The 20,730-nt window shown below is 57.8% G+C and carries 22 protein-coding genes; 8 read left to right on the top strand and 14 right to left on the bottom strand.

What is annotated here, in order from left to right:
• Positions 1 to 124: 124 nt before the first annotated feature.
• A complete protein-coding gene (locus BM216_RS22215) occupies positions 125 to 955 on the bottom strand; it encodes a DUF2243 domain-containing protein (RefSeq protein ID WP_244530267.1) in 831 nt (276 codons plus the stop codon).
• A 106-nt stretch (positions 956 to 1,061) separates the two neighbouring features.
• Here BM216_RS22215 and BM216_RS22210 point away from each other — a divergent pair, with 106 nt between their 5' ends.
• Positions 1,062 to 1,235, top strand: coding sequence for a DUF2934 domain-containing protein (locus BM216_RS22210; RefSeq protein WP_093001401.1), 174 nt, complete (start codon positions 1,062 to 1,064; stop codon positions 1,233 to 1,235).
• Between the two features lie 272 nt (positions 1,236 to 1,507).
• On the opposite strand, the gene BM216_RS22205 is transcribed toward BM216_RS22210, so the two are convergent.
• The 9 genes from BM216_RS22205 to BM216_RS22165 form a co-directional block, all read right to left on the bottom strand.
• Complete coding sequence (locus BM216_RS22205; protein WP_244530266.1) at positions 1,508 to 2,056, bottom strand: DUF1003 domain-containing protein; 549 nt, start codon at positions 2,054 to 2,056, stop codon at positions 1,508 to 1,510.
• Between the two features lie 83 nt (positions 2,057 to 2,139).
• Positions 2,140 to 2,895 (bottom strand): TIGR04290 family methyltransferase, encoded by a 756-nt coding sequence (locus BM216_RS22200; RefSeq protein ID WP_093001400.1) that lies wholly within the window; start codon positions 2,893 to 2,895, stop codon positions 2,140 to 2,142.
• Positions 2,896 to 2,898: 3 nt separating this feature from the next.
• The gene (locus BM216_RS22195) at positions 2,899 to 3,942 is read right to left on the bottom strand and encodes a UDP-glucuronic acid decarboxylase family protein (RefSeq protein ID WP_093001399.1); all 1,044 of its coding nucleotides are present in this window, start codon (positions 3,940 to 3,942) and stop codon (positions 2,899 to 2,901) included.
• Entirely contained in the window at positions 3,923 to 5,074 is a 1,152-nt protein-coding gene (locus BM216_RS22190; protein WP_093001398.1) for a CgeB family protein, read from the bottom strand. The genes BM216_RS22195 and BM216_RS22190 overlap by 20 nt, the downstream gene beginning before the upstream one ends.
• Entirely contained in the window at positions 5,071 to 6,162 is a 1,092-nt protein-coding gene (locus BM216_RS22185) for a CgeB family protein (protein WP_093001397.1), read from the bottom strand. Before BM216_RS22185 ends, BM216_RS22190 begins: the two co-directional genes overlap by 4 nt.
• Entirely contained in the window at positions 6,159 to 7,289 is a 1,131-nt protein-coding gene (locus tag BM216_RS22180; RefSeq protein ID WP_093001396.1) for a CgeB family protein, read from the bottom strand. The genes BM216_RS22185 and BM216_RS22180 overlap by 4 nt, the downstream gene beginning before the upstream one ends.
• 2 nt (positions 7,290 to 7,291) lie before the next feature.
• A complete protein-coding gene (locus BM216_RS22175) occupies positions 7,292 to 8,404 on the bottom strand; it encodes a glycosyltransferase family 4 protein (protein WP_348272009.1) in 1,113 nt (370 codons plus the stop codon).
• Entirely contained in the window at positions 8,401 to 10,440 is a 2,040-nt protein-coding gene (locus BM216_RS22170; RefSeq protein WP_093001395.1) for an NAD-dependent epimerase/dehydratase family protein, read from the bottom strand. Before BM216_RS22170 ends, BM216_RS22175 begins: the two co-directional genes overlap by 4 nt.
• Positions 10,437 to 11,543, bottom strand: a complete 1,107-nt coding sequence (locus BM216_RS22165; protein ID WP_093001394.1) for an NAD-dependent epimerase/dehydratase family protein — start codon at positions 11,541 to 11,543, stop codon at positions 10,437 to 10,439. The genes BM216_RS22170 and BM216_RS22165 overlap by 4 nt, the downstream gene beginning before the upstream one ends.
• Positions 11,544 to 11,835: 292 nt before the next feature.
• Between BM216_RS22165 and BM216_RS22160 the strand changes: the two genes are divergently transcribed.
• From BM216_RS22160 to BM216_RS33600, 5 genes are all read left to right on the top strand, one after another.
• Positions 11,836 to 13,221 (top strand): UDP-glucose dehydrogenase family protein, encoded by a 1,386-nt coding sequence (locus tag BM216_RS22160; protein WP_093001393.1) that lies wholly within the window; start codon positions 11,836 to 11,838, stop codon positions 13,219 to 13,221.
• 35 nt (positions 13,222 to 13,256) lie between these two features.
• On the top strand, positions 13,257 to 14,246 hold the full coding sequence (locus tag BM216_RS22155; RefSeq protein WP_093001392.1) for an MDR/zinc-dependent alcohol dehydrogenase-like family protein: 990 nt from the start codon (positions 13,257 to 13,259) through the stop codon (positions 14,244 to 14,246).
• 11 nt (positions 14,247 to 14,257) lie between these two features.
• Positions 14,258 to 15,307, top strand: coding sequence for a Gfo/Idh/MocA family protein (locus BM216_RS22150; protein ID WP_244530265.1), 1,050 nt, complete (start codon positions 14,258 to 14,260; stop codon positions 15,305 to 15,307).
• A 70-nt stretch (positions 15,308 to 15,377) separates the two neighbouring features.
• Complete coding sequence (locus BM216_RS22145; RefSeq protein WP_093001390.1) at positions 15,378 to 15,632, top strand: hypothetical protein; 255 nt, start codon at positions 15,378 to 15,380, stop codon at positions 15,630 to 15,632.
• Positions 15,633 to 15,934: 302 nt separating this feature from the next.
• Positions 15,935 to 16,153, top strand: coding sequence for a hypothetical protein (locus BM216_RS33600; RefSeq protein ID WP_143102822.1), 219 nt, complete (start codon positions 15,935 to 15,937; stop codon positions 16,151 to 16,153).
• Between the two features lie 230 nt (positions 16,154 to 16,383).
• Here BM216_RS33600 and BM216_RS22140 read toward each other — a convergent pair whose 3' ends face one another.
• The 3 genes from BM216_RS22140 to BM216_RS22130 all read right to left on the bottom strand — a co-directional run bounded on the left by BM216_RS22140 (position 16,384) and on the right by BM216_RS22130 (position 18,849).
• Positions 16,384 to 16,638, bottom strand: coding sequence for a hypothetical protein (locus BM216_RS22140; protein WP_093001389.1), 255 nt, complete (start codon positions 16,636 to 16,638; stop codon positions 16,384 to 16,386).
• Between the two features lie 314 nt (positions 16,639 to 16,952).
• Positions 16,953 to 18,017 carry a DNA topoisomerase IB gene (locus tag BM216_RS22135; protein ID WP_093001388.1) on the bottom strand — a complete coding sequence of 355 codons (1,065 nt, stop codon included), beginning with the start codon at positions 18,015 to 18,017 and terminating at the stop codon, positions 16,953 to 16,955.
• A 130-nt stretch (positions 18,018 to 18,147) separates the two neighbouring features.
• Positions 18,148 to 18,849 (bottom strand): DUF72 domain-containing protein, encoded by a 702-nt coding sequence (locus tag BM216_RS22130; RefSeq protein WP_093001387.1) that lies wholly within the window; start codon positions 18,847 to 18,849, stop codon positions 18,148 to 18,150.
• Between the two features lie 126 nt (positions 18,850 to 18,975).
• On the opposite strand from BM216_RS22130, the gene BM216_RS22125 reads away from it, so the two are divergent.
• Entirely contained in the window at positions 18,976 to 19,191 is a 216-nt protein-coding gene (locus BM216_RS22125; protein ID WP_093001386.1) for a DUF3072 domain-containing protein, read from the top strand.
• Positions 19,192 to 19,317: 126 nt separating this feature from the next.
• Here the strand turns inward: BM216_RS22125 and BM216_RS22120 are convergent, their stop codons facing one another.
• Positions 19,318 to 19,530, bottom strand: a complete 213-nt coding sequence (locus tag BM216_RS22120) for a hypothetical protein (protein WP_093001385.1) — start codon at positions 19,528 to 19,530, stop codon at positions 19,318 to 19,320.
• 524 nt (positions 19,531 to 20,054) lie between these two features.
• Here BM216_RS22120 and BM216_RS22115 point away from each other — a divergent pair.
• Entirely contained in the window at positions 20,055 to 20,714 is a 660-nt protein-coding gene (locus tag BM216_RS22115; RefSeq protein ID WP_093001384.1) for a LysE family translocator, read from the top strand.
• Positions 20,715 to 20,730: the final 16 nt, after the last annotated feature.

The following is a 20,730-nucleotide window of genomic DNA, read 5'->3' as shown; positions in this document are numbered from 1 at the left end:
CTACGGCCTCATCAAAGGAACTTGAACATGTCCCACTCTGGCAACCAAGGCCCGGACTGGTTTTTCCGGCTCGTCGGACCGATGGGGGCGCGATCCGGGATTTTTCGCTTTGGGCTTCTTGTGTTTATCGTTCTCGCGATTGCGGCCGCGGGCCTGCTTTATCTACGCTAGGGCTTGTCCAGCCGAAGCACCCGGCTGGCAGGATCGAGTTGCCGACGAGCATCGCTCCTTCGAGGTAGAGTTCAAGAGCCCTTTCGGGCTTTGTCAGCTTGATCGCCCAAACCTGCATCGTGTCGTCGGTCCACACAATTCTTCCGTCGATGGAGCCGATGGCTGCGACTGTCTGTGAGACGTTCATGCCGGGTCGGAACATCACCATCACCGTGCCCGACTGGGGAGCGGGCAAGAGCGCGGCAGAGCCCGTAGTGAAGGTCGCGATGACAAGCGCTAGGGGCGAACTCAAGATTGTTGTGCGTGGTGCGGGCGGAAATTTCGTTAGGTAAGCTGCGGCGATCACCGGCATCACCCCGAAGGCGAAAAACCATATCAGGTCCCAAAGGAGAGGGTTTTCGACATTCATTCTGACGCGGTGAATACCGAGGAGCCAATGAGAAAGGATGCTGTCAACGATATGCCAGAGCCCGAAACCGGCTGCTGCGAATGCGACCATTGTCCGATCAGGGACAAGCCAGTTTACATCGCTTCGTCTGCGCCAGAGCGCCCATAACCCACAGCAGGTTATGATGTACATCAGGACGTGAAACAGGCCGTCCGTGAGGATCAAGGTTCGCAGATCAAGACGCGCATCCTCCAGCCCGCTAAGGAGGTGGTGCCACTGCAAAACCTGATGAAGCAGAATTCCGTCGAAAAAGCCGCCGAGCCCAAAGCCGAGAGCGATACCGGCCCAGACAAGTTTCCTCGGGAGGTGGCGGGTGCTGGTTGACGTGGTGCTCACAGGAGGCTCCCCAATTTCGAATGAGATACTGAAGAAACTATCTTCGAGGCCGATGGTTCGTGTGTGGCCCGGGTGTGAAGGGCGATGACAGTGAAGGAAGGAAGCCATGGTAGTTGACCGCGAAGGATGGATCACAAAAAGGGCGTATGAGCTGTGGGAGGAGGCCGGCCGGCCGGACGGCTACCACGAGGAGCACTGGGTTCAGGCGACCAAGGAATGGGAAGCCGGAAAAGCCGGAGCAGGCGAGCAATCTTCGTCTTGGGACGACGAAGAATATTAACAGGCAAAGCAGCAGTGAGCATAAACTCGGCGGGTACGAGAGCTCCACCGTTTGTCGCGTGCTCTATGCCGTGTGTTTTGTTCAAAGAGGATATGAGCTGGGCTGATCGCGAGCCACCTCTGGTCTTGATCAGTCCAGCATTGGCTTCCACAGGTTTTCGGTTTTGCGACTACAGCATATTCAGAGGCGAAGGTTTGTAGAAGGTCACCCTTGGCGGGAATGATCTGGCGCCCACACGGACGTGATAGATGTTCGAGAGGCTGCATGACCGACTAACGCGTCTCTTCGGATTCAATTCGATCGAGTACAGCCTCGGGGGCAACATCTTCTTTCAGCTCGCTTAGCTCCTCGCCAGCCTCAATCGGCACATCCAGCCTCTTGGCGATCGCCTCCACCATAGCGATTAGACGCGTCGTTTCATGCTCGTTTAACAGGCTGACCTGTAGATCGAGATCGGCACGCGTATCGTCTTCGGCCGCCATCCGATTTTGATTGATCAGAACAAAGGTCGATAAAAAGATGGCTTCGACTGACGCTTCCATCGCGAGAATGACAAGCGACGGATCCCACGGTCGCACACCTGGCAGCCAGTTTAGATTGGCTACAATCCACGTCCCATATAATACGAGATGAATGTAGACGAAGGGCATTGATCCTGCGAACCGACTAATTGCGGCAGCTGCGCGTTCTTGCAATGAAGCCGCGTCGGCTGTTTCGCGCCGCCGCTGCATTACCGCGTCGATGTTGCGGGCGAGAGCCGGCGTGAGGCCATCAGCAGCCTTTGTTGTCGGGCTTTCAGTTTCGATACTGTTCCTCTGCAAGTTCACCTCCTACGACACGTTTCCGAGCCGGCTTATTTTGCAAAACAGCGGCTGTCGTTGCAGGAGCTTTCAGTGCCGCCTGTTCAGCAGATCTGAGGTGGCACTTCGACCGCATAATGCCGCTCACTGCGGTGACAAAGATAGACTTCCCGTTCCGGATGGGCGTCGATCACAAAGCCAGAACTGCGCAGCATGGCTTCCATGGCTGCCCTATTGGGGATGAACCAGTTGGTTGGGTCGGAAGCGTAGCGCTCTTCCACAAAGAAGAGTTTGGGATAATCATGCCGGTCGAACAGGGACCATTCAGAAAAATCGTAGTTCTCCTGAAGCTGCGGAAGTCGCTCATCCCCGCGTTGTAGGCATTGGAACAACATCTGATCGCCTACGACATGTTCATAGAGAAGGTCGAGCGCAAGCAGAGGGTGGCGCAGATGGTAAAGCACGCCCATGAAAATCACGAGGTCGAATTTTTCGCCAAGCTTTCCGACGTCGTAAACCGACATCTGGCGGAACTCCACGTCCAGGCCAGTCTGCTCGGCCACAAAGCGGGCCTGCCGAAGGTAGTGTGGGTCTGCGTCGATCCCTAATACGCGACCGGCATTGCGCTTCTTCATCTCGAAGGAATAAAAGCCGGCATTGCATCCGACGTCGAGAACGCTGCGTCCTGCCAAGTCTTGCGGGACCACCTCCTTGAACCCCTGCCATTTGAAAGTTGGATAATCGCCCAGGAAATGATCGGGGGCGGTGGGCACCCCCTGCACGTGGATGTTCTGGAACCAGGGCCCAAGTTCGGCGAGCCGGCGCTTGATGTCATCGTCTGCTTTTCTTGCAGCGTCCATTCCTCAGGCTCCAATCTGCAGCGCACCGGTTAGACCGGGGCGTGGTTTTTCTCTTGAGGGCCTCGCACGCAGTCCAGGTTCGAAAAGAACTGAAGCAAAATAATCCGCTGTCTCTTGCAGCCCTTGCGACAGCGGGACTTTGGGCTCCCAATCGAGCAATTCCTTGGCACGGGCTATATCTGGGCGACGACGCTGCGGATCGTCCTTGGGCAGGGGCCGGTAGACGATTTCGGACCTTCCGGGAACCATCGTCAGGATCATCGCGGCAAGCTCATTGATGGTGAACTCGCCCGGGTTACCAATGTTGACGGGCGCGCCCGGATTCGGATCAACATCCATCAGTGCCATCAAACCTGCTACGAGGTCTGTCACGAAACAGAAAGACCGCGTTTGCTCGCCGCTACCGTAAATAGTCAATGGGTCACCCGACAGCGCCTGTACTAGAAGGTTCGAGATGATGCGACCGTCGTTTGGCTGCATGCGCGGCCCATAAGTGTTGAATATGCGCACGACGCGCGCGTCGGTGCGACCGGCCCGTAACATATCGAAGCAAAGTGCCTCGGCGGCACGCTTGCCCTCGTCATAGCAAGCCCGCGGCCCGGTGCAGCTGACGTTGCCACGATAATCTTCACGCTGTGGATGTTCTTCAGGATCGCCGTACACTTCGCTCGTCGAAGCTTGCAGGAACGACGCGTTATGGCGTTCCGCGAGAGCAAGCAAGTTGCCCGTTCCAGCCACGCAGGTCATCATCGTATGGACTGGATCGGCTTGATAAGAGGGTGGAGATGCCGCGCAGGCCAGGTTGTAGACCTGATGAACCTGCTCTTCGATGTTTAAGAGATGGCACACATCCTGTTCAACGAGACGGAACTTGGGGTGATTTTCCAGCGGACGAACATTAGCCCTTGATCCTGTCAGGAAGCTATCGACGCATATCACTTTATCACCCCGCAACAGAAGCGCGTCGCACAGATGCGAGCCAACGAAGCCGGCTCCGCCAGCCACGAGGACAGTTCTGGTTTTACCGTCATGCACTTTTTGCAACATTCCGTTCTCCTCGGTCCTCATGTTGAACACGTTCGAGCGCTTCGACTTGTGCGGGTTGGTGGATCACAAGACTCTCTAGCGCTGAGACCAGGTGAAGAGCGCGGGCACTGCCGGTATGCAAATGCATAACCCGGGCATGGGCTGCCCTGCTCATAGCGATCCGATGCTGCTCCTCCATCGCCTTAAGGGCAGCAACAACATCATCAGTGCTGCGCGCAATGAAGATCGCCTCACCCTCTGGAAGAAGCTCACTCAGCCCTCGCCAATCATCGCTGATGATCGGCGTGCCGCAGGCAGCCGCTTCGAACAGCCGAACGCTTGGCGACCATCCCGCCGCGATCATGTCGGCGCGGGTCACGTTCAAGGTGAAGCGCTGTCTGCTGTAAAAGCTCGGATGGTCCTGCGGCGGCAGGTGTTCGATCCGTTCTACATTTGCAGGCCAGTCGATTGTGTCGGGATATTGCGGTCCGGCGACGACGAAGCGAAGATGCGGAAGGGCTCGCGCCGGCTCGATCAGCAACCGCTCAAGCGTTGGCTGGCGATCAGGGCTATAGGTGCCCAGATAGCCAAGATCCCATTCGAAACCTTCACCCGTATTGCCGTAACGCTCCGCGTCGACGGAACAATAGAGGTCGATTGCCTGGCGTGCGCCGTAGTCCCGCTCCAGCCGGGTCAGCACCTCGCCGCCGGAGAACGAAAAGTAGGCGTCGAAAACCGGGACCTGTTCGAGCGCCAGATACTCCTCGTCGCCGCGGTCGAGCTTGGCGAGCGTCACCGGCGTGTCGATGTCGTAAAAGCACAGGCGTCTGGGGGATAAGGCCGCCACCGCTTTGATAACGGCCACCCCGTCCGGCACGTAGGAGCCGATGATGACGGCATCCGCAGACGTGATTGCCATTTCAAATCTGTTGGTCAACTCATCGGCGCCGGAGTAATAGGCCAGCCGGCAGAAATCAGGGTCAGGCAGGTCGCGTTGGCTGGCATACCAAGGGACGTCACGCTCAAGGAAGAGCACCCGGTGGCCTTGCGCGCTAAGCCCACGGATCAGCGCACGGAACGTGGTTGCATGGCCGTTGCCCCAGGATGACGAAAGTGAAAGGCCGACGAAGACGATGTCGAGTGGGCGCGTCATTCGGCAGCCTCCATTTGCCGGGCCGCATGGGCGCGGAAGATCGCATCGACTGTCACGGCACGGCTGGCGTAGGTGTGGTCCGCCAGCACGCGGTGGAGGGCGTTCTTGCCGATCAGCTGTGCTTGATCGTTGCTGAGCCCGGCAAGGATGTCGCTCACGTCCTTTCCGTCACGCGCCACCAGAACCTCCTCGTTGGGTTTCAAGAACAGCTCGATGCCCTCCCAGAAGTCGGTGATAAGGCAGGCGCCGGCACCAGCCGCCTCAAACACCCGCGTCGCCGGCGAGAAGCCAGTTTCCGCCATACTGGCACGCGAGACGTTGAGTACAGCCTTGGGCGTCACGTTGAATGCGTTATGGTCACGGGTAGAAACGTGCCCGATATAGTTGATGTTGGCGGACATCGGCTTGTCCTGCCAGCCCGAGCCCCCGAGCATGAAGCTAGCATTGCGAAGTTCCGCCGCCGGCTCCAGAAAGAAGTGTTCGACACGAGCTTCGCGGTCCGGCAGCCGGTTGCCGAGGAAGCCAAGATCGGCAGTGAAGCGGGCATCTTGATCGACAGGATGGTGCGTCATTGGATCGAGCGCGTTGTAGATGGGAATACAGTCGCGCGCTCCCATCGCCCTATAAGCATTGACCACCGGATCGCCACCGCCATAGGTCAATACCAAATCGATCGTCGAGAGGGCGCGGCGCAGCGGGTGATCCGGCGCTGCACGCAGCTCTCCGAGCGTCGCTGGCGCATCCACGTCCCAAAAGATCTTCAGCGCCTTAGGTTTTGCGGCCCGCAAAACCTCGTCCAGCAGCAAATCGTCCTCGAAGCCAACGCCGCTCGCCTTGACGACCAGATCCGCCTCGCCAGCCCGCGCCGCGACGTCCTTGAGCGCCTCGATCGTGCCTTTGTAGACGACGACCTTGCACCATTCCGGCGGGTCGATATCGCGGTTCTTCTGGCGGTCGTAGACGTCAGGCTCGTAAAAGGTGATGTCGTAACCCTTCTCAGCGAGTGCCCGTAGCAGGCCACGATAGTAGGTGGCAGCGCCATTCCAGTAGGCGGACACGAGGCTAGAACCATAAAAGGCGATCTTCATGCTGCGGCCTCCGGGGAAACGAGCTTGCGGATGACGCGATCGGTACCGCAGTCAGCTAGGATGGTGAGGAGTTCGTCGACCCGGTGGCGGCAAGTGTGGCGCGCCAAAACCGTTTCCCTGCCCGAGGCGGTAAGCGATTGCGCGAGATCGCGGTCAGAGAGGACCTCCCGCAGCCGTGCCTTCATCTCTTCGCCATCGCGCACAATCAGAAAGTCCTTCCCCGGGCGAAACAGATGCTCCGCATCGTCCCAGGGTGCCGAGATCAGCGGGATGCCGCATGCAAGTGCCTCGAACGGACGGATGGTCGGAATTCCTGGGAGGTTCTGCACATATGGACGCCGTGGAATATGCACCGTCACTCGATACTGGGCGAAGGCATCGGGCACCCTTGCGTTGGCAATCCAGCCGCCGAAGATGATGTTAGCGTCTGCCAAAGCCTGCTTGGCGTTGTCGGGATAGCGTACCCCATGCACCAGCGTTTTGAGGCCGAGTGACTTTGCCGGTTGCACCAGATACTCAACGATCTCCGCGGAGCGTTCATCGTCGCCCCAGTTGCCGACCCAGATCAAATCGCCCGTCTTTTCCACCTGCGGCATCGGCCTGAACAGCGTTTCGTCCGCCGCCTCATGCCAGGTAAACACTGTGTTGCCCCAGCCGGCTTTGAGATACCGCTCACGTAGGGTTTCGCCGAAAGCAAGGATGCCATCGTAGTCGGTGAGCCTCAGTCCGGCGATGTCGCCTGCCGAAGAAACGGCCCTGTGATGGGTGTCATGGAACATCAGGGTGAATGTGCCACCTGTGGCACGTAAGCGCCCGATTTCGGCAACGAGCTCTGGATCCGTCCACTCGTGCACCACGACCACATCCGCATCGGCAAGGGCTGCTTCATGATTGAAGCCGGCATCATACAATTCGGCGCGAAGTTCTGGAAAATGCGCGGCGAAGTCTTTGAGTGCTGTCTCGCCCTGGTCCTGCACAAGATTGCTGCGGCTCCAAGAATCAAGGGGCTCGAGGGCTATCGCCTCGTGGCCGCGCCTGATGAGGTCGCGCATGATCCCTCGCAGGAAATGCGCATTGCCGTGGTTCCAGTCGGACATCAGCGAGTGGGTGTAAAAGACGAGCTTCATGGTCACTCCGCAGCGAAAAGCGTGGGGTTGTCGTGGAGCAGGCGCGCATACTGGCCCGCCATGGCTTCGGCTTGGGACGACAGGTCAAAGCGTCTGGAGCGCTCCGCAGCCTTGGTCGCCATTTGATTCCGTAGATCGTCATCCCTGCAGAGGCGATTGATTGCTGCAGCCAGAGCCGTGGCGTCGCTGGGGTCTGCGAACAGGGCTGCACCGTCCCAAAGTTCGCGGTAGGTAGCGATGTCCGACAGCACCAGTGCATTATGGGCACGGGCTGCTTCAAGGGCGGCGAGCCCGAACGGTTCGTAGACGGAGGGCGACACGAAGATGGCCGAGCGACGCATCAGCGCCATGACATCCGTATGCGACAACTGGCCGAGGTGTTGCGCAAGACGGATCGGCAGCACTTGGCCGTCCGGTCCGGTGTTCTGTCCTGCCATCATGATCGGCCAGGCAGTGGACGCTGCAGCTTCGTCGAGAACGCGTCCGTTCTTGCCGTCGTCCCACCAGCGGGCAGCTGCACTGACGAGCATCTTCTTGGCCTCGGACGTCTCTTTCGACCGACTGGCATTATAGACCACGTGCAGCTTATCGATTGCGCCGTAGGCGCTCTCCAGCATCCGGGCATGGCTGCGGCTCGGCACAAGCGCGAGGTCAGCGCGGATAAGCCCGCAGCGGTTAAGCGTTTGGTGCCAACGCCACTCCAACGGTACCGCTTCACGACGCACGCCAGCAAACCAGGTAACCACACAGGAATGCGACATGGCGATCACCGGTAGCTCCGTATCAATTGAAGCCGCCTGCGAAGGAAGGTTGAGATGCAGCAGATCGACCGCTTCCGCACGCGCCAGGTCAGCGATTTCCGGCCCGACACGCGAGAGCTCGTCTTCGCTCTTCACCATCCAATCCAGCGGCGCATCGAGCCAGCGCAAACGCCCGAACTCTGAAGCTTCCCTCTTTTGGTAATCCGACGGTTGTGGTCCGAGCCCAACAAACAAGAACTCATAGCCCCTTGGCCGCAGGCTCGCAGCCAAGTCCATCGCATACCGCCAGACGCCGCCCACTGCGTCGATAGTCATGAGAATGCGGATAGGGGTCGACCGCTTCGGCATCGTCATGCAGAAACCTTCCGCATTTCCGACCGAAGCACCGAGCGTCCGCCGAAACGGGTATCGGCCAGCCACTCTGCGAGGTGCTGGAGGCCTTTGCGCCAATGGACCTTGGCCTCCCAGCCGAGCTGCCTCTCCAGTGATCTAGTATCTGCCACGAAGAAATATTGGTCGCCAGCACGCCAGTCGCCGAACTGTGTGTTCAGGGGCCGGCCTGTAAGCTTCTCGATCTCGCGCAGCACACTGAGGATGCTCACTGAATTACGCGGACCGCCGCCGAGGTTGAAGGCCTTTCCCTTGACCTGATCAATGGCAGAGAGCACCGTGCGATAGGCCGAAACCGCATCGCCTACATGCAGGATATCGCGCACCTGCTTGCCATCGCCATAAATCGAGATCTCTTCACCGGCCAGCGCCCGAATGAGGAAATGTGCCACCCAGCCCTGGTCTTCCGTGCCGAATTGGCGTGGCCCATAGATGCAGCTCATCCTCAGTACGGCTGTTGGGAGGTCATAGGACTTTGCGTAATCCAGAACGTATTGGTCTGCGACCCCCTTGGAGCAGCCATAGGGGGTGCAGAAGTTGATCGGACGAGCTTCGCTGATCCCGTGCGCACGGATCGCCTCATCGGCCGGGATATACCGGTCGTCCAGCTCAAGCATCTGCACGTCTTCCAACGCGCCGTAAACCTTGTTGGTGCTAGCAAAGATAACAGGCGCGCGCTTGCCCGCCTTTCGAACCGATTCGAGCACATTGATCGTGCCGCGCGCGTTTGCGTCGAAATCGTCGATCGGATGCACGAGGCTGGTTGTCACCGCCGTCTGCGCTGCCAAGTGGAAGACGGCTTTTGCGTCGCTGAACGCCGCTTCTATACTGCGCAGGTCGCGAACGTCGGCCAGCACGGGATGAACCCGGCCGCCGTGGCGTTGTGTCAGCCATTCGAGGTTCTGGTCTACGCCTGAGCGCCCGAGGTTGTCGAGGATGACCACGTCTTCGCCGTCGTTCAGGAAGCTGTCGGCCAGATTGGAGCCGATAAAGCCGCTACCGCCGGTGATCAAGATCGGTGCAGCGCCGGTGGAAAGGTTCGGCGCAGCAAGCTTGGCAACATTTTCAACCCGAGACACGCCGCCTTCCAACAGCAGCCGGGCCAGCAACTTCGGCTGGTTGTCGTACGTAACCGCACCCAGGTGGTAGTGCCGCGGATCGAACCACAGTCCTTCCTGGACCGGAACGTCAGGGGCCACATCCTGCCAGGAATACCAGTACATGCGGTCTGCCGGAACGGTCAGAGCCTTCATGAAGCGGCGCGCCTGTTCCATGTCGTCGCTACGCCAGGTGGAGTAACCTGTTTCGGTGATCCAGATTTCGGACGCGGGATTGAAGCGGTCGATGATCCGGCGCATTTCCCCCAAATGCATGTCCCAGCCGCCCCACGTGCCCTCTTCGCTGTCCCAGGTGCCTGGGAAGCCATGAAAGCCGACGGCGTCGACGACGTTGAGGACACCGCGCTCACCCATCATGTTCAACCAATATGGATCGAACGGGCAAGGTCCACCGAGTACCGGCTTGAAGCCTCGCTGCTTCGCCCAATAGGCTGCGCCTCCGACCATCTCGGAAAACAGCAGGAAATCCGTGTCTTCGCGCCAATCCCAGTCGAGCAGATTGTTCGGTTCGTTCCACAGCTCCACATGGGTAAAATGCTTGCCGTAGCGGGTGAGCACATGATCGAGAAAGTCTGCATAGGACTTCAGGTCCTGCGGCGGCCCGTTGACCCGACCTGTTCGGGACAGTGACGGTGGGGTGTAATGAAGGCAGGGCAGCAGGTCGATCTGGCTGCCGAGCTGCGGCATCAGCCAGTCAAACCATTCCTCGCCGCCTGGAGCAAGATACTCGGCCCATGAGAGATGCGTGCGCAGATAGCTTGCACCGCTGGCGATGATCTGCGGCAGCAGGCGCTCCGTCCGTTCATATTCGCCCGGCCGGAACCATTCGACAAAACCATACTTACGTGGCTCGCGGGGAGCGGTGGACTGAGGCTCCCTCATGATACGAGCCCCCGCTCTTCCAGTTGCCGCTTCATCTCCGCGCCGCGGTCGATCGCGCCGGTGCTGCGGACCCATTCTGCAAACGGCCCGAGCGAATTCTCAAGTCGATGCTGGGGCTCAAAGCCCAACAACTCACGCGCTTTCGAAATATCCGCAAAGCAGTTGCGGATATCGCCCGAGCGCGCCTTGTTCATGATGTCGGGAGAAATCTCTGGGACCCCCATGGCCTCCGCCAAAAAGGCCGCTACCTCGGCAATCGTATAGGCTTGGCCACTGCCGATATTGATCACGTGGCCACTTGCTGCCGGCTTTTCCATTGCGAGACGGAAGCCGCGGGCGACATCGCGCACGTGGACGAAGTCACGGCGCTGCCGGCCGTCTTCGAAAATCATCGGCGGCTGACCATTGGAAAGTCGTGACGCGAAGTTAGCTAGGACGCCCGTGTATGGATTAGACAGCGCCTGGCCGGCGCCGAAGACGTTGAAGAGGCGAAGTGCGACGGCCTCAACTCCGTACGCCTCACCGAAGATCAACACCTGCTTTTCCTGCGCGTATTTCGTCAGGGCATAGATGGAGGCGAGATCGACCGGCTTTTCCTCGTCGGTCGGAACCGGAACGAGTTCTTCGCCCTCGGGACCCGTCGCAGCCCACCGGCCCGCTTTAATCTGCTCAGCCTTCCGCCGCACCAAATCGAGCGGGCGCCCCTCACGTGTCTGGTAGCGGCCTTCGCCATAGACGCTCATGGACGATGCGACAACGATGCGCTTGATCTTTTTGCCAATCATGGCTTCGAGGAGGACCGCGGTGCCCAGATCATTGCCGCCGACATAGCGGGCGATCTCATACATCGACTGACCAACACCGACTTCAGCAGCAAGGTGTATTACACCATCCACGCCAGCGAGAGCTTGCTCTACGACAACCTTATCTCTCACATCCCCACGGATCACTTCGGCCGCCTGTGCGACCGCTGCCTCCGCGTCGCCATGCACCTGCTCGATTAAGGCGTCCAGGATACGGACCTCATACCCCTGTTCGAGAAGTTCTTCCGTGACATGTCGACCAATAAAGCCGCATCCGCCAGTGAGTAGAATCTTTGCCATGGGGTCTCCTCAGGTGCCAAGCTCAGCTAAAAGTTGGTGCTCGAACCTAGGGGGCCGGGGAAAGTTCCTTCATCTTTGACATCTTTGACATCAGTGACTTCATCAATGACATCGTCTCCCGGAAACCGATGAAGGTTTCGAGCGTCGACTGATGCGGTTGCCGCAATAGGCTTGGGCGCGTTGAAGCATGCAATCTCATCTTCAACGTCATCTTCTTCAATGTCGTCCGGAACTCTCGGAAGGTTCTAGAGTTCGGCGCCCCGATGTGTTCAGCACGGCGGAGTGGAAGAAAATGAATGTAACAATGATCGGCGCGGGTTATGTGGGTCTCACGACGGGCGCCTGCTTCGCGTCACTTGGCTACAATGTTTGCTGTGTCGACATTGATGAGGGACGCATCGCTGACCTCGAAAAAGGCATCATGCCGATCTATGAGCCCGGTCTTGCGGAGCTGATGGTCGAGAGCCGGAACGCATCGCGACTACGCTTTTCCGCAGACATCGGCACATCGGTTGCGGATGCCGATTTTGTTTTCCTTGCTGTAGGCACCCCATCGACAGCAGATGGCGATATAGACCTTTCTTTTGTGGTTTCCGCTGCACGTGGGATCGCGCCGTTTCTGTGCGATAACGCCATCGTCGTTATCAAGTCTACGGTGGTGGCGGGCACAGCAAAGACCGTTGAAGACATAATCTCATCTGAACGAGACGGCCACCGTATTCCTGTTGCCTCAAATCCCGAGTTCCTACGCGAAGGTTCAGCTATCAGCGACTTCAGGAACGCGGATAGGATTGTCGTTGGCGCGGACGACGAAGGTACTGCGAATTGCATGAAGGAACTATACCGCCCGCTCACCGAGCGCGGCATTCCCTTCGTCGCGACCAGTACGATAGATGCGGAACTGATCAAGTATGCAGCCAATGCCTTTCTGGCGCTAAAGATTGGGTTCATCAACGACGTCGCGAACATGTGTGAAAACGCGGGGGGTGATGTGACTGCCGTCGCACAAGGCATTGGCCTTGATCGGCGAATTGGTGAGGCGTTCCTGCATCCAGGCCCTGGCTTCGGTGGCTCCTGCTTTCCTAAGGACACGCGCGCCTTCGCCGCCACCGGCAAGCGGTTCGACGCACCTCAGTCACTGATCGAAACGCTGATCGATTGTAACGAGAAGCGGAAAGCCGACCTGGCGGATCGGATCTTGGCGGTGCTGGGCACGACTGGCGAAGCGAAATCGGTCACCATTCTAGGGGTGGCATTCAAGGCGGAAACTGACGACATTCGCGAAGCCGCTGCTCTATCGATCATCCCGATCCTCCAGCGTGCAGGTGTCCAGGTACGCGCACATGATCCCAAGGCTCAGGCGCGGGCCCGCAGACTGCTGGGCACTGATGTTGAATGGCACGACGACCTTTATGAAGCCATGAGCGGAACCGATGTAGTCGTCGTCTTGACGGAATGGGATGACTATCGCCGGATGGACTTGTCCAGGTTGGCGGAGCTGATGAGCGGCGCTCACCTCTTTGACTTTCGAAACCTCTTCAAGCCGGACGATGCGACCCGCCACGGGCTCGTCTACCATAGTCTAGGCCGTGCCGTAGGTAGAGCAGAAAAACGGAAAGCCCGCGCCCATGGCGGCGCCGGCCCCACCTTGCTGCAGATCGCAGCGTCACCATTTTGAACAAGTTATACGACCGAGCAATCAGGAGATAACGAATGGATGTGTCTAATCATCTAGCGTCCGGGAAGCTTTCCGCCGTTGTCATTCCGAAAGCAGGCGAAATCCGAGTTCAAAACCTCTCTCTTGAAGAACCGGCTTCCGGCCAGGTTCGGGTGCGTCTTGAGGGATGCGGCGTCTGCGCCTCGAATTTGACCCCTTGGGCAGGGCCGGAATGGATGCAATTCCCAACGGAGCCCGGCGGCCTTGGACACGAGGGTTGGGGACGGGTGGATGCGTTAGGCAGCGGGGTCGACGGTTTGAAAATAGGCGACCGGGTTGCTGTCTTGAGCTACCACGCATATGCGAGCCATGATTATGCTCCTGCGGACATGGTCGTGCCGCTTCCGGCGTCAATGGACGACAAGCCGTTTCCTGGGGAACCACTTGGCTGCGCGATGAACATCTTCAAGCGCTCAGACATTCGCGCCGGGGAGACGGTGGCCATTATCGGCATTGGGTTTCTCGGCGCATTGTTGACCCAGCTCTGCACCAAGGCTGGGGCCCACGTCATCGCTATCTCCCGACGTGAAGCCTCGCTCAAAGCAGCTAAACGGATGGGTGCGGCCGAAACGATCGTGATGGACGATCATTGGCGCATTATTGAAGAAGTCAAAGCGCTCACGGATGGTCGCTTCTGCGACCGGGTCATCGAGGCGGTCGGTCACCAATGGCCGCTCGACCTGGCTGGCGAACTGACCAGGGAGCGCGGCCGCCTTACCATTGCTGGATATCATCAGGACGGACCTCGGCAGGTCAACATGCAGCTTTGGAATTGGCGCGGCCTTGACGTGGTCAATGCTCATGAGCGCGATCCCGCCATCTACATTCAGGGTATCCGCGATGCGATCGACGCCGTGGTTGAAGGGCGTCTTGACCCCTCATCCCTCTACACGCACCGCTATCCTCTGGTTCAGCTCGACCAAGCCCTGAACGATACGCGCGACCGTCCCGGCAACTTCATCAAGGCACTGGTGGTGAACCCATGAATAGTAACGTAATGCAGAAGAACGTGGAGGCACTCTCCCGGCCGGCACGCGTTGGTTTCTTGGGAGTTGGCTGGATCGGCCGCCATCGCATGGAGGCCATGCTTGCAACTGGGCTCGTGGAAGCCGTCGCTATTGCCGACCCCTCCCCTGAAATGCTGAATGTAGCAGCAAGGGCTGCGCCGCATGCCAAGCTGGTGTCAGATCTGGACGAGCTCCTGGCATACGACCTTGATGGCCTCGTCATTGCTACGCCGAGCGCTCAGCATGCAGAGCAGACCATTCGAGCGCTCGATGCCGGAGTAGCGGTTTTTTGTCAAAAGCCATTGGGCCGCGCAGCTTGGGAGGTTAACGCTGTGGTCGAGGCCGCAAGAAAGGCAGACCTCCTCATTGGGGTGGACCTCTCTTACCGGCATACCGAAGCGATGCGACGGATCAAGGCATTGCTACACGAGCAGAATCTGGGTCAGGTCAGCGCTATCGACCTAACGTTCCACAATGCCTACGGACCGGACAAGCCTTGGTTCTATGACAAGAAGCTCTCCGGGGGCGGATGTGTTATCGATCTCGGTGTACACCTGATCGATCTTGCTCTTTGGGCACTCGATTTCCCCGAGGTGATCAGCGTCACGAGCAACCTGTTTGCACAGGGACGGCCGTTGTCCCACGCACCGGAAGAGGTTGAGGATTACGCCGTTGCGACACTCGTTTTGGCAACCGGAGCTGTCGTTCGACTGGCCTGCTCCTGGCGTTTGAACGCCGGGCAAGACTGCATCATCGACGCGAGTTTTTACGGCACGGCTGGCGGAGCGGCTATGCGTAACGTTGAAGGGTCGTTTTACGAGTTTACTGCCCAACGCTTCGTCGGGACCGTTGCGGAGCCGCTTGCAGATCAACCGGACGAATGGGGTGGACGTGCGGCAACAGCCTGGGCGCGGCAGCTTGTCGAGAACGGAAAATATGATCCCGAAGCCGAGCACCTTGTTTGTGTCGCCGAAGTGATCGATCGGATCTATCACAACGCTCAACAAGCCATGAAAGCCGGCGCAAAGAAAAATATGTAGGCTGTCTGGCGCTGCGGAACTGTCAGCCCATTATGTAGTTTTTCGTTCGGCGAATGACAAAGAGGCTTTTATGCCGAAGCGACCATTCCAACTGGAGAAGAAGGCGGCGACGCGACCAACCGATCTGGTGCTAAAGAGTAGTCTGCCGCAGTGGGTTGTCCGCGTCCTGAGACAAAGTGGCATCAAGAGAATGAGCGTGATCGCCGCTCTTTCTGACGAGCAGCTTTTAATGGTCCCTGGGATCGGTCGGCAGTCGCTCAAGCTCATTCGAGACGAGATCAGCCGGACAACGGACTTGAGAAAGCAAGCTTCAACGCAACATTGAGTACCCCGACGCAAAAAGCACCCACGGCGGAAACGGCTGTGACGAGATCGGTGGCCTTGGAGAGAAAGCTACCTGATGTTTACTCTACGCAGTCGGCAATGGTCCTCCGACAAAAGTCAGGACGGAGGGGGCGAGCGCCGCGATCCGACCCTGCGGCGACATTGATGGGCTAGTTGCAGCCACCGCGATCGATCCCAAGATAAAGACGTTGGCGCAGCAAATGCTGACCGATCACCAGGTGAAACGGAAGGATTGCCTTCATAGCCTCAAGAGTATCGACCAAACGTCAGAAAGGAATGGCCATGAGCGAGGAACTTTCATGCAGTAAAGCAGTGGAAGAGCGTCTATGGGCGATCCGCGATATCTTGTACGGTGCGGTTCAAGCTCATATTGCCGATAAGCGGAAAATTCAGCAAACAGGGACTAAACAGGCTTATAAAGCGCTGTCCACGTTGCTCAACAGCCTCCAGAGTAATCTGAAGCGTCCTGGCGCCTCCCCTGACACTGGTCGAGCTGATTGATTTTTCGGCTACTCCATCTAAATCTTGGCATTCACCGCCAGAACGAGAGCAACGGTGTGCACGCGTAAGAAGCAGCGCTGCTACCCGCAAGGCGGTTTCGGAAGGCAATGTGTCATGTTGCAACGCCGTGCGGCGTTCATGCCGCAAGTCCAACCCTGTTGAGCTCATATCAAGCGGTGCGCTGGGGACTGCAAATGAAATGAACAGAGGCAAGGCGACGCACCAAGCCTTCATCCGCTGTATTTATCGCGTTCCATATCCTTGTTGAGCTTGTTAGCAAACGAGGAATTGGTCTCGTGCAGCAGGTAGGCTTCGACATCACCGCCGCATGCGGCCTTCAGCTGCTCATTGCTGTAATCGGCCCCTATCCCTGCCTGCCAGATAAGCCGAGCTTGCTGCTCAAAGTCAGCCTTAGTATCGCCGCGCGCGCCTTGCGCCAAAACGTCCGCGATTTGATTTCGCAACCAGTTGTTGATGTCCTGCATAATCACGCTCCCTTCAGAAGAGCGAACTGACATACACAATGAGAGTTCGGTGGATTGTAGAATTTTTGTGCAGCTCTATGTCGATTGAACCATCCCGTCCCATCAAGGCTTCCTGAGAATTTTACCCAGGATATCTTCTTCGACTAGCCGTACGGATTCACCGCCATCGATGAAGTCCCTGAAACATTGTAAGGTGGAAAGCAAGGTTCCAAACCAGAGCTTTATAGCTCAATGGTTCAACCGGTGCCTGAACGTCAATCAAGTCCCACAAACGCTCCCTTCGTAATTGCGCGCTGCGGGTACTGGTAAGGGCTCTAAGCGGGAGCGCGCGTTTTTAGCCAGCGTAGAACACGGATTTCCTCGTCGTCCAGCCACTGTTGAAGGCGCGCGCTTTTCGTCTTCAGCTTTAGCACGTCGCGAAGCATCCCCGCTTGAAAATCCTCAAATACCGCCGGATGGATGTAAGAGGATCGACAGACGGAGCGTGTGTTTACGAGTTTGGCAGCCACTGCATCGATCGCCTCATTGAGCTGGCGCGTAAGTTCGCGTTTTGTGGTTGCGACTTCGAGTGACGCAAGGGCTTCGACTGCCATGCAGGTCGCACCCCATGTTCGAAACTGCTTAGAACTAAAATCCTCGCCGGTGATTTCACGGATGTAAGAATTTACGTCATGCGAAGAGATAGCTCTACATCCGCCCTCGTCGCAAACATACTGAAACAAGTGTTGGCCGGGCAGTTCCTGAAGCTTGCGGACGACGTTGGCAATTCGACGGTCACTGTGAGCAAGGTTCCATTCTTTGCCGGACTTCCCTTTGAAGCGAAACTTAAGGCTCCCCCCTTCGACCTTGACATGGCGACTGCGAAGGGTCGTCAGTCCATAGGATTTGTTTTCTTCAGCATAAGCGGCGTTGCCAACGCGGATGTACAGATTGTCGAGCATCCAAACGACGGTTGCCAAAGCCTTATCCATCGTCAAGCCTCGGGAGCGCAGATCGATTTCGACCCGCTCACGTAGATCTGGCAGGCGATCGGCGAAGCTGACAAGCCGCTCGAACTTGGCTTTTCCACGCTCGGCATGCCAGTCGGAATGATAACGATACTGGCGCCGCCCCCGTGCGTCCCTGCCTATTGCCTGGAGATGAGAGAAGGGGTTCGTTGAGATGACAACATCGGTGTAAGCAGGTGGTATCGCCAAGGCGTTCAGCCGCGAGATCTCGGCCGCTTCCGTAATCCGCCGCCCATCCGGCCGATAATACAGAAACCCTTTGGCGCCCATCTTCCGTGTGATGCCGGTCTCTAGTCCGGGGACGTAGACCAAGCCAGATGCGAGCTTGGCTTCCGCGGCGATCGTTTCGATATCGGTGATGGTCTGGTTCATCTCGCCGTAACTCGCTCAGCAGTGTACGGTTCCTTCGCGTCTCATTTATCCCGATACTCCCGGCAACTCACGTTCGCCGATTTGGCCGCCTCTTCCCTTAAAGCTAACTTGGACACTCGAAAGCTGTCCGCTATGGCTTTCGATGTGGACCCAGCATCGTAAGAGCGTTTTCGGTCGCTGCTCCAGAGGCGGTGTTATCGAAAACGCACCAGCCGCCCGGCGCCAAAAGGCTCAGGAATGACTTGATGTCCCGTTCGGTGTAGCTCGAATAGTAGATCCTAGGCTTGCCGTGCAAACGCATGTATCGTGGCGCATCAGCGAAATCTTCAGGCTGCCACACCAGCACAGGATCGGCGTAAGCCCGGTCTATCGAATAGCTCTCCATCAGGTCCAGGGCCTCGTTACATCTCCAGCTCTTGTGCCTTGGCTCGATGGCTATTGGTCCGTCATCCATGCTCCGGATCACATGGAACGCGGTATCGAACACTTTTAAATCAAACACCAATGATGGCGGCAGCTGGCAGACCAGTGGCCCTCGTTTATTTCCAAGCGCTGATATATCCGAAAGAAAGGTCTCCAAAGGCTGAGCTATGTCCTTCATCAAACGGGTGTGGGTAATCTCTTTGGGAAATTTTAACGAGAAGCGAAAGCTGTCCGGCACCGATTCCGCCCACCGCGCGAAAGTTGACGTCCTGTGCCGACGGTAAAAGGTCGAATTGACTTCAACACGACCGAACACCGATGCATACCGCGTTAAGCTGCTTCCCTCCGTAGCAAACCGGTTAGCAACCGTTTTTGGAATCGACCAAGCGGCGGTAGCGACGATTTGCAATGGGGTTCTCCTGCTTGCAGCTGCCAGCACAACGAAGGGACAGTCGCATGGTTCCGTGGGCGACCGAGCGCGAGCCGGAACCAACCCGCTACGTGAACGTTTAGAGAACAAATTCAGGAGATCGTTATGAGTCACAACCCAAAAGCTGATGCCTCTTCTAACACGCAGAAAAACCCGGACGATTGGGTCAGCGGGGATGAGCCAATGACGGGCGCGCAGCGGTCCTATCTCAAAACTCTGTCAGAGCAAGCACATCAGCCCGATGTTTACGCCGAGGATCTGACAAAGGCGGACGCGTCAAAACGCATTGACGAACTGAAGCAGGCGCTCGACCTCGAGTAAAGCTTCGGCTTTCCGCGAAGCTCAAACGTCGCAGCGCTAGTACCATCTTCACGTGCTGCGGCTAGTGCTACAGCTGCGAAATTTAACCGGACCAGACAGGAGAACGGTTCTCCTAACCTGGTCCCGTTATTTCAGCTTGGACCTGATCACGGCCTTGGCGCTTTGCCGCATTCTGCAAAGCGCGCGATAGCGCTCCCAAAGGTCCGAGATCTCGATCGTTCCCGTGATCCATTCTTCGACAGATGCCCGGAAACCGGGGTCGTCCTCGAACTTGTCACCGCGTTCTTCGGTCTTTTTCAAGATCGTCTCGAACACTGCCCGGCGTCGTTCCTGCGTCATGCGAATCTCCAGTCGCTGGAGGATATGCGGAATGACTGTAAAAGCGAGTGCGCAAATGGGTGTCCGCTCTATTATCCAACTCAACTTCTGCCAGTCGTGGTGCTTGGCGGCGTGCTGGGCGACCCGCTCCGATCGTTCGTTGAGCCCTGCCCTGTTCGGTGTTACGCCGTTCGAGAATACTGTGCCCCCCGTGGCTGGAACGGGTTGCAGTTTGATCGCTACAGGGCGCCATCTCTGCAGTCGCTCATACCGGCTGCAAAATCCTTGATTGCGTGAGCGCGGATCACGTCTGACGAGCGCAGGGTTCGATCGTTCGACGCAGCACGCACCGCAAGACACGCTTCTTTCAGCCGTTATAACTCGACAAAATTTGGGGGAACGATCCCTTAAATTTGGGTAGTTCCGCCGATGCTCCTCGGATCTCTGACGCATAGGAAAGGAGCAAGCGGTTGGACAAAAAATGACCCGCATGGGGTCAACGATCCATGCTGGAATAATACCGGCTTCGCTCGAGCAGAAATCGATTGCACGACAAAGCGGAGGTCCGAGCGGCGATGTCGATTATTTTTGCAAGTGCTTTCCTTGCCTTCTCTATTGCCCTTCCCTTCGGCCCAGTTTCTTTCATGTGCATGCAACGAAGTATCGTCGCAGGCGCCCGTCGCGGGCTTGTTTGTGGTGCCGGGGCTTCGACCGCTCACGGCCTGTTTGCAAGCCTAGCATTGATCGCGACGGGCACGATGGCGAGCGTGCTCACGGGCTGGCAGCCGTTGATCCAAGTCTTCTCTGGCGCAGCCCTGATAGCGATCGGATGCAAACTTCTCCTCAAACTCGTCACCACGACCAAGGGGAGCGTCGCCGTGCCGGGTTTTCTTGCCGACTATGGCGCTGGGCTGATGACTGCTTTGTCCAATCCGGTCACTGTCGTTTCCTATCTCGCTATTGCATCTTCGGGCTCGATGATTGGGCGAGCTGGCGTCACCGAGTTCGTGGCAACAGTTGCTGGTGTCGTGTTGGGCAGCATCACGTGGTATGCAATCGTCAGCGGCTCCGCCCATGCTTTGCGCGGCAGATTGCCGCCACTGGCGCTGCGAATGCTCAATATCATAGGCGGCGTAGTTCTGATTGGGATGGGCGTGCGGCTGGCCGTCTTCCCTGAGCTGCCTTCTCTCGTTCCTGCGGTCTGAGCGCCCTTTGTCTGCA

The organism is Rhizobium sp. NFR07 (assembly GCF_900111905.1).
Lineage (GTDB): Bacteria > Pseudomonadota > Alphaproteobacteria > Rhizobiales > Rhizobiaceae > Neorhizobium.
Note: the sequence above shows the minus strand (reverse complement) of the source record. Positions and strands in the feature narration are given on the sequence as shown.

What these genes read in the sequence shown, in the direction of transcription:
- BM216_RS22200 (WP_093001400.1), bottom strand. Translation starts at nt 2,895, where the DNA reads ATGGACGCTGCAAGAAAAGCAGACGATGACATCAAGCGCCGGCTCGCC.
- BM216_RS22145 (WP_093001390.1), top strand. Translation starts at nt 15,378, where the DNA reads ATGCCGAAGCGACCATTCCAACTGGAGAAGAAGGCGGCGACGCGACCA.
- BM216_RS22120 (WP_093001385.1), bottom strand. Translation starts at nt 19,530, where the DNA reads ATGACGCAGGAACGACGCCGGGCAGTGTTCGAGACGATCTTGAAAAAG.
- BM216_RS33600 (WP_143102822.1), top strand. Translation starts at nt 15,935, where the DNA reads ATGAGCGAGGAACTTTCATGCAGTAAAGCAGTGGAAGAGCGTCTATGG.
- BM216_RS22180 (WP_093001396.1), bottom strand. Translation starts at nt 7,289, where the DNA reads ATGAAGCTCGTCTTTTACACCCACTCGCTGATGTCCGACTGGAACCAC.
- BM216_RS22190 (WP_093001398.1), bottom strand. Translation starts at nt 5,074, where the DNA reads ATGACGCGCCCACTCGACATCGTCTTCGTCGGCCTTTCACTTTCGTCA.
- BM216_RS22185 (WP_093001397.1), bottom strand. Translation starts at nt 6,162, where the DNA reads ATGAAGATCGCCTTTTATGGTTCTAGCCTCGTGTCCGCCTACTGGAAT.
- BM216_RS22165 (WP_093001394.1), bottom strand. Translation starts at nt 11,543, where the DNA reads ATGGCAAAGATTCTACTCACTGGCGGATGCGGCTTTATTGGTCGACAT.
- BM216_RS22170 (WP_093001395.1), bottom strand. Translation starts at nt 10,440, where the DNA reads ATGAGGGAGCCTCAGTCCACCGCTCCCCGCGAGCCACGTAAGTATGGT.
- BM216_RS22140 (WP_093001389.1), bottom strand. Translation starts at nt 16,638, where the DNA reads ATGCAGGACATCAACAACTGGTTGCGAAATCAAATCGCGGACGTTTTG.
- BM216_RS22160 (WP_093001393.1), top strand. Translation starts at nt 11,836, where the DNA reads ATGAATGTAACAATGATCGGCGCGGGTTATGTGGGTCTCACGACGGGC.
- BM216_RS22175 (WP_348272009.1), bottom strand. Translation starts at nt 8,404, where the DNA reads ATGACGATGCCGAAGCGGTCGACCCCTATCCGCATTCTCATGACTATC.
- BM216_RS22195 (WP_093001399.1), bottom strand. Translation starts at nt 3,942, where the DNA reads ATGTTGCAAAAAGTGCATGACGGTAAAACCAGAACTGTCCTCGTGGCT.
- BM216_RS22125 (WP_093001386.1), top strand. Translation starts at nt 18,976, where the DNA reads ATGAGTCACAACCCAAAAGCTGATGCCTCTTCTAACACGCAGAAAAAC.
- BM216_RS22135 (WP_093001388.1), bottom strand. Translation starts at nt 18,017, where the DNA reads ATGAACCAGACCATCACCGATATCGAAACGATCGCCGCGGAAGCCAAG.
- BM216_RS22210 (WP_093001401.1), top strand. Translation starts at nt 1,062, where the DNA reads ATGGTAGTTGACCGCGAAGGATGGATCACAAAAAGGGCGTATGAGCTG.
- BM216_RS22150 (WP_244530265.1), top strand. Translation starts at nt 14,258, where the DNA reads ATGCAGAAGAACGTGGAGGCACTCTCCCGGCCGGCACGCGTTGGTTTC.
- BM216_RS22155 (WP_093001392.1), top strand. Translation starts at nt 13,257, where the DNA reads ATGGATGTGTCTAATCATCTAGCGTCCGGGAAGCTTTCCGCCGTTGTC.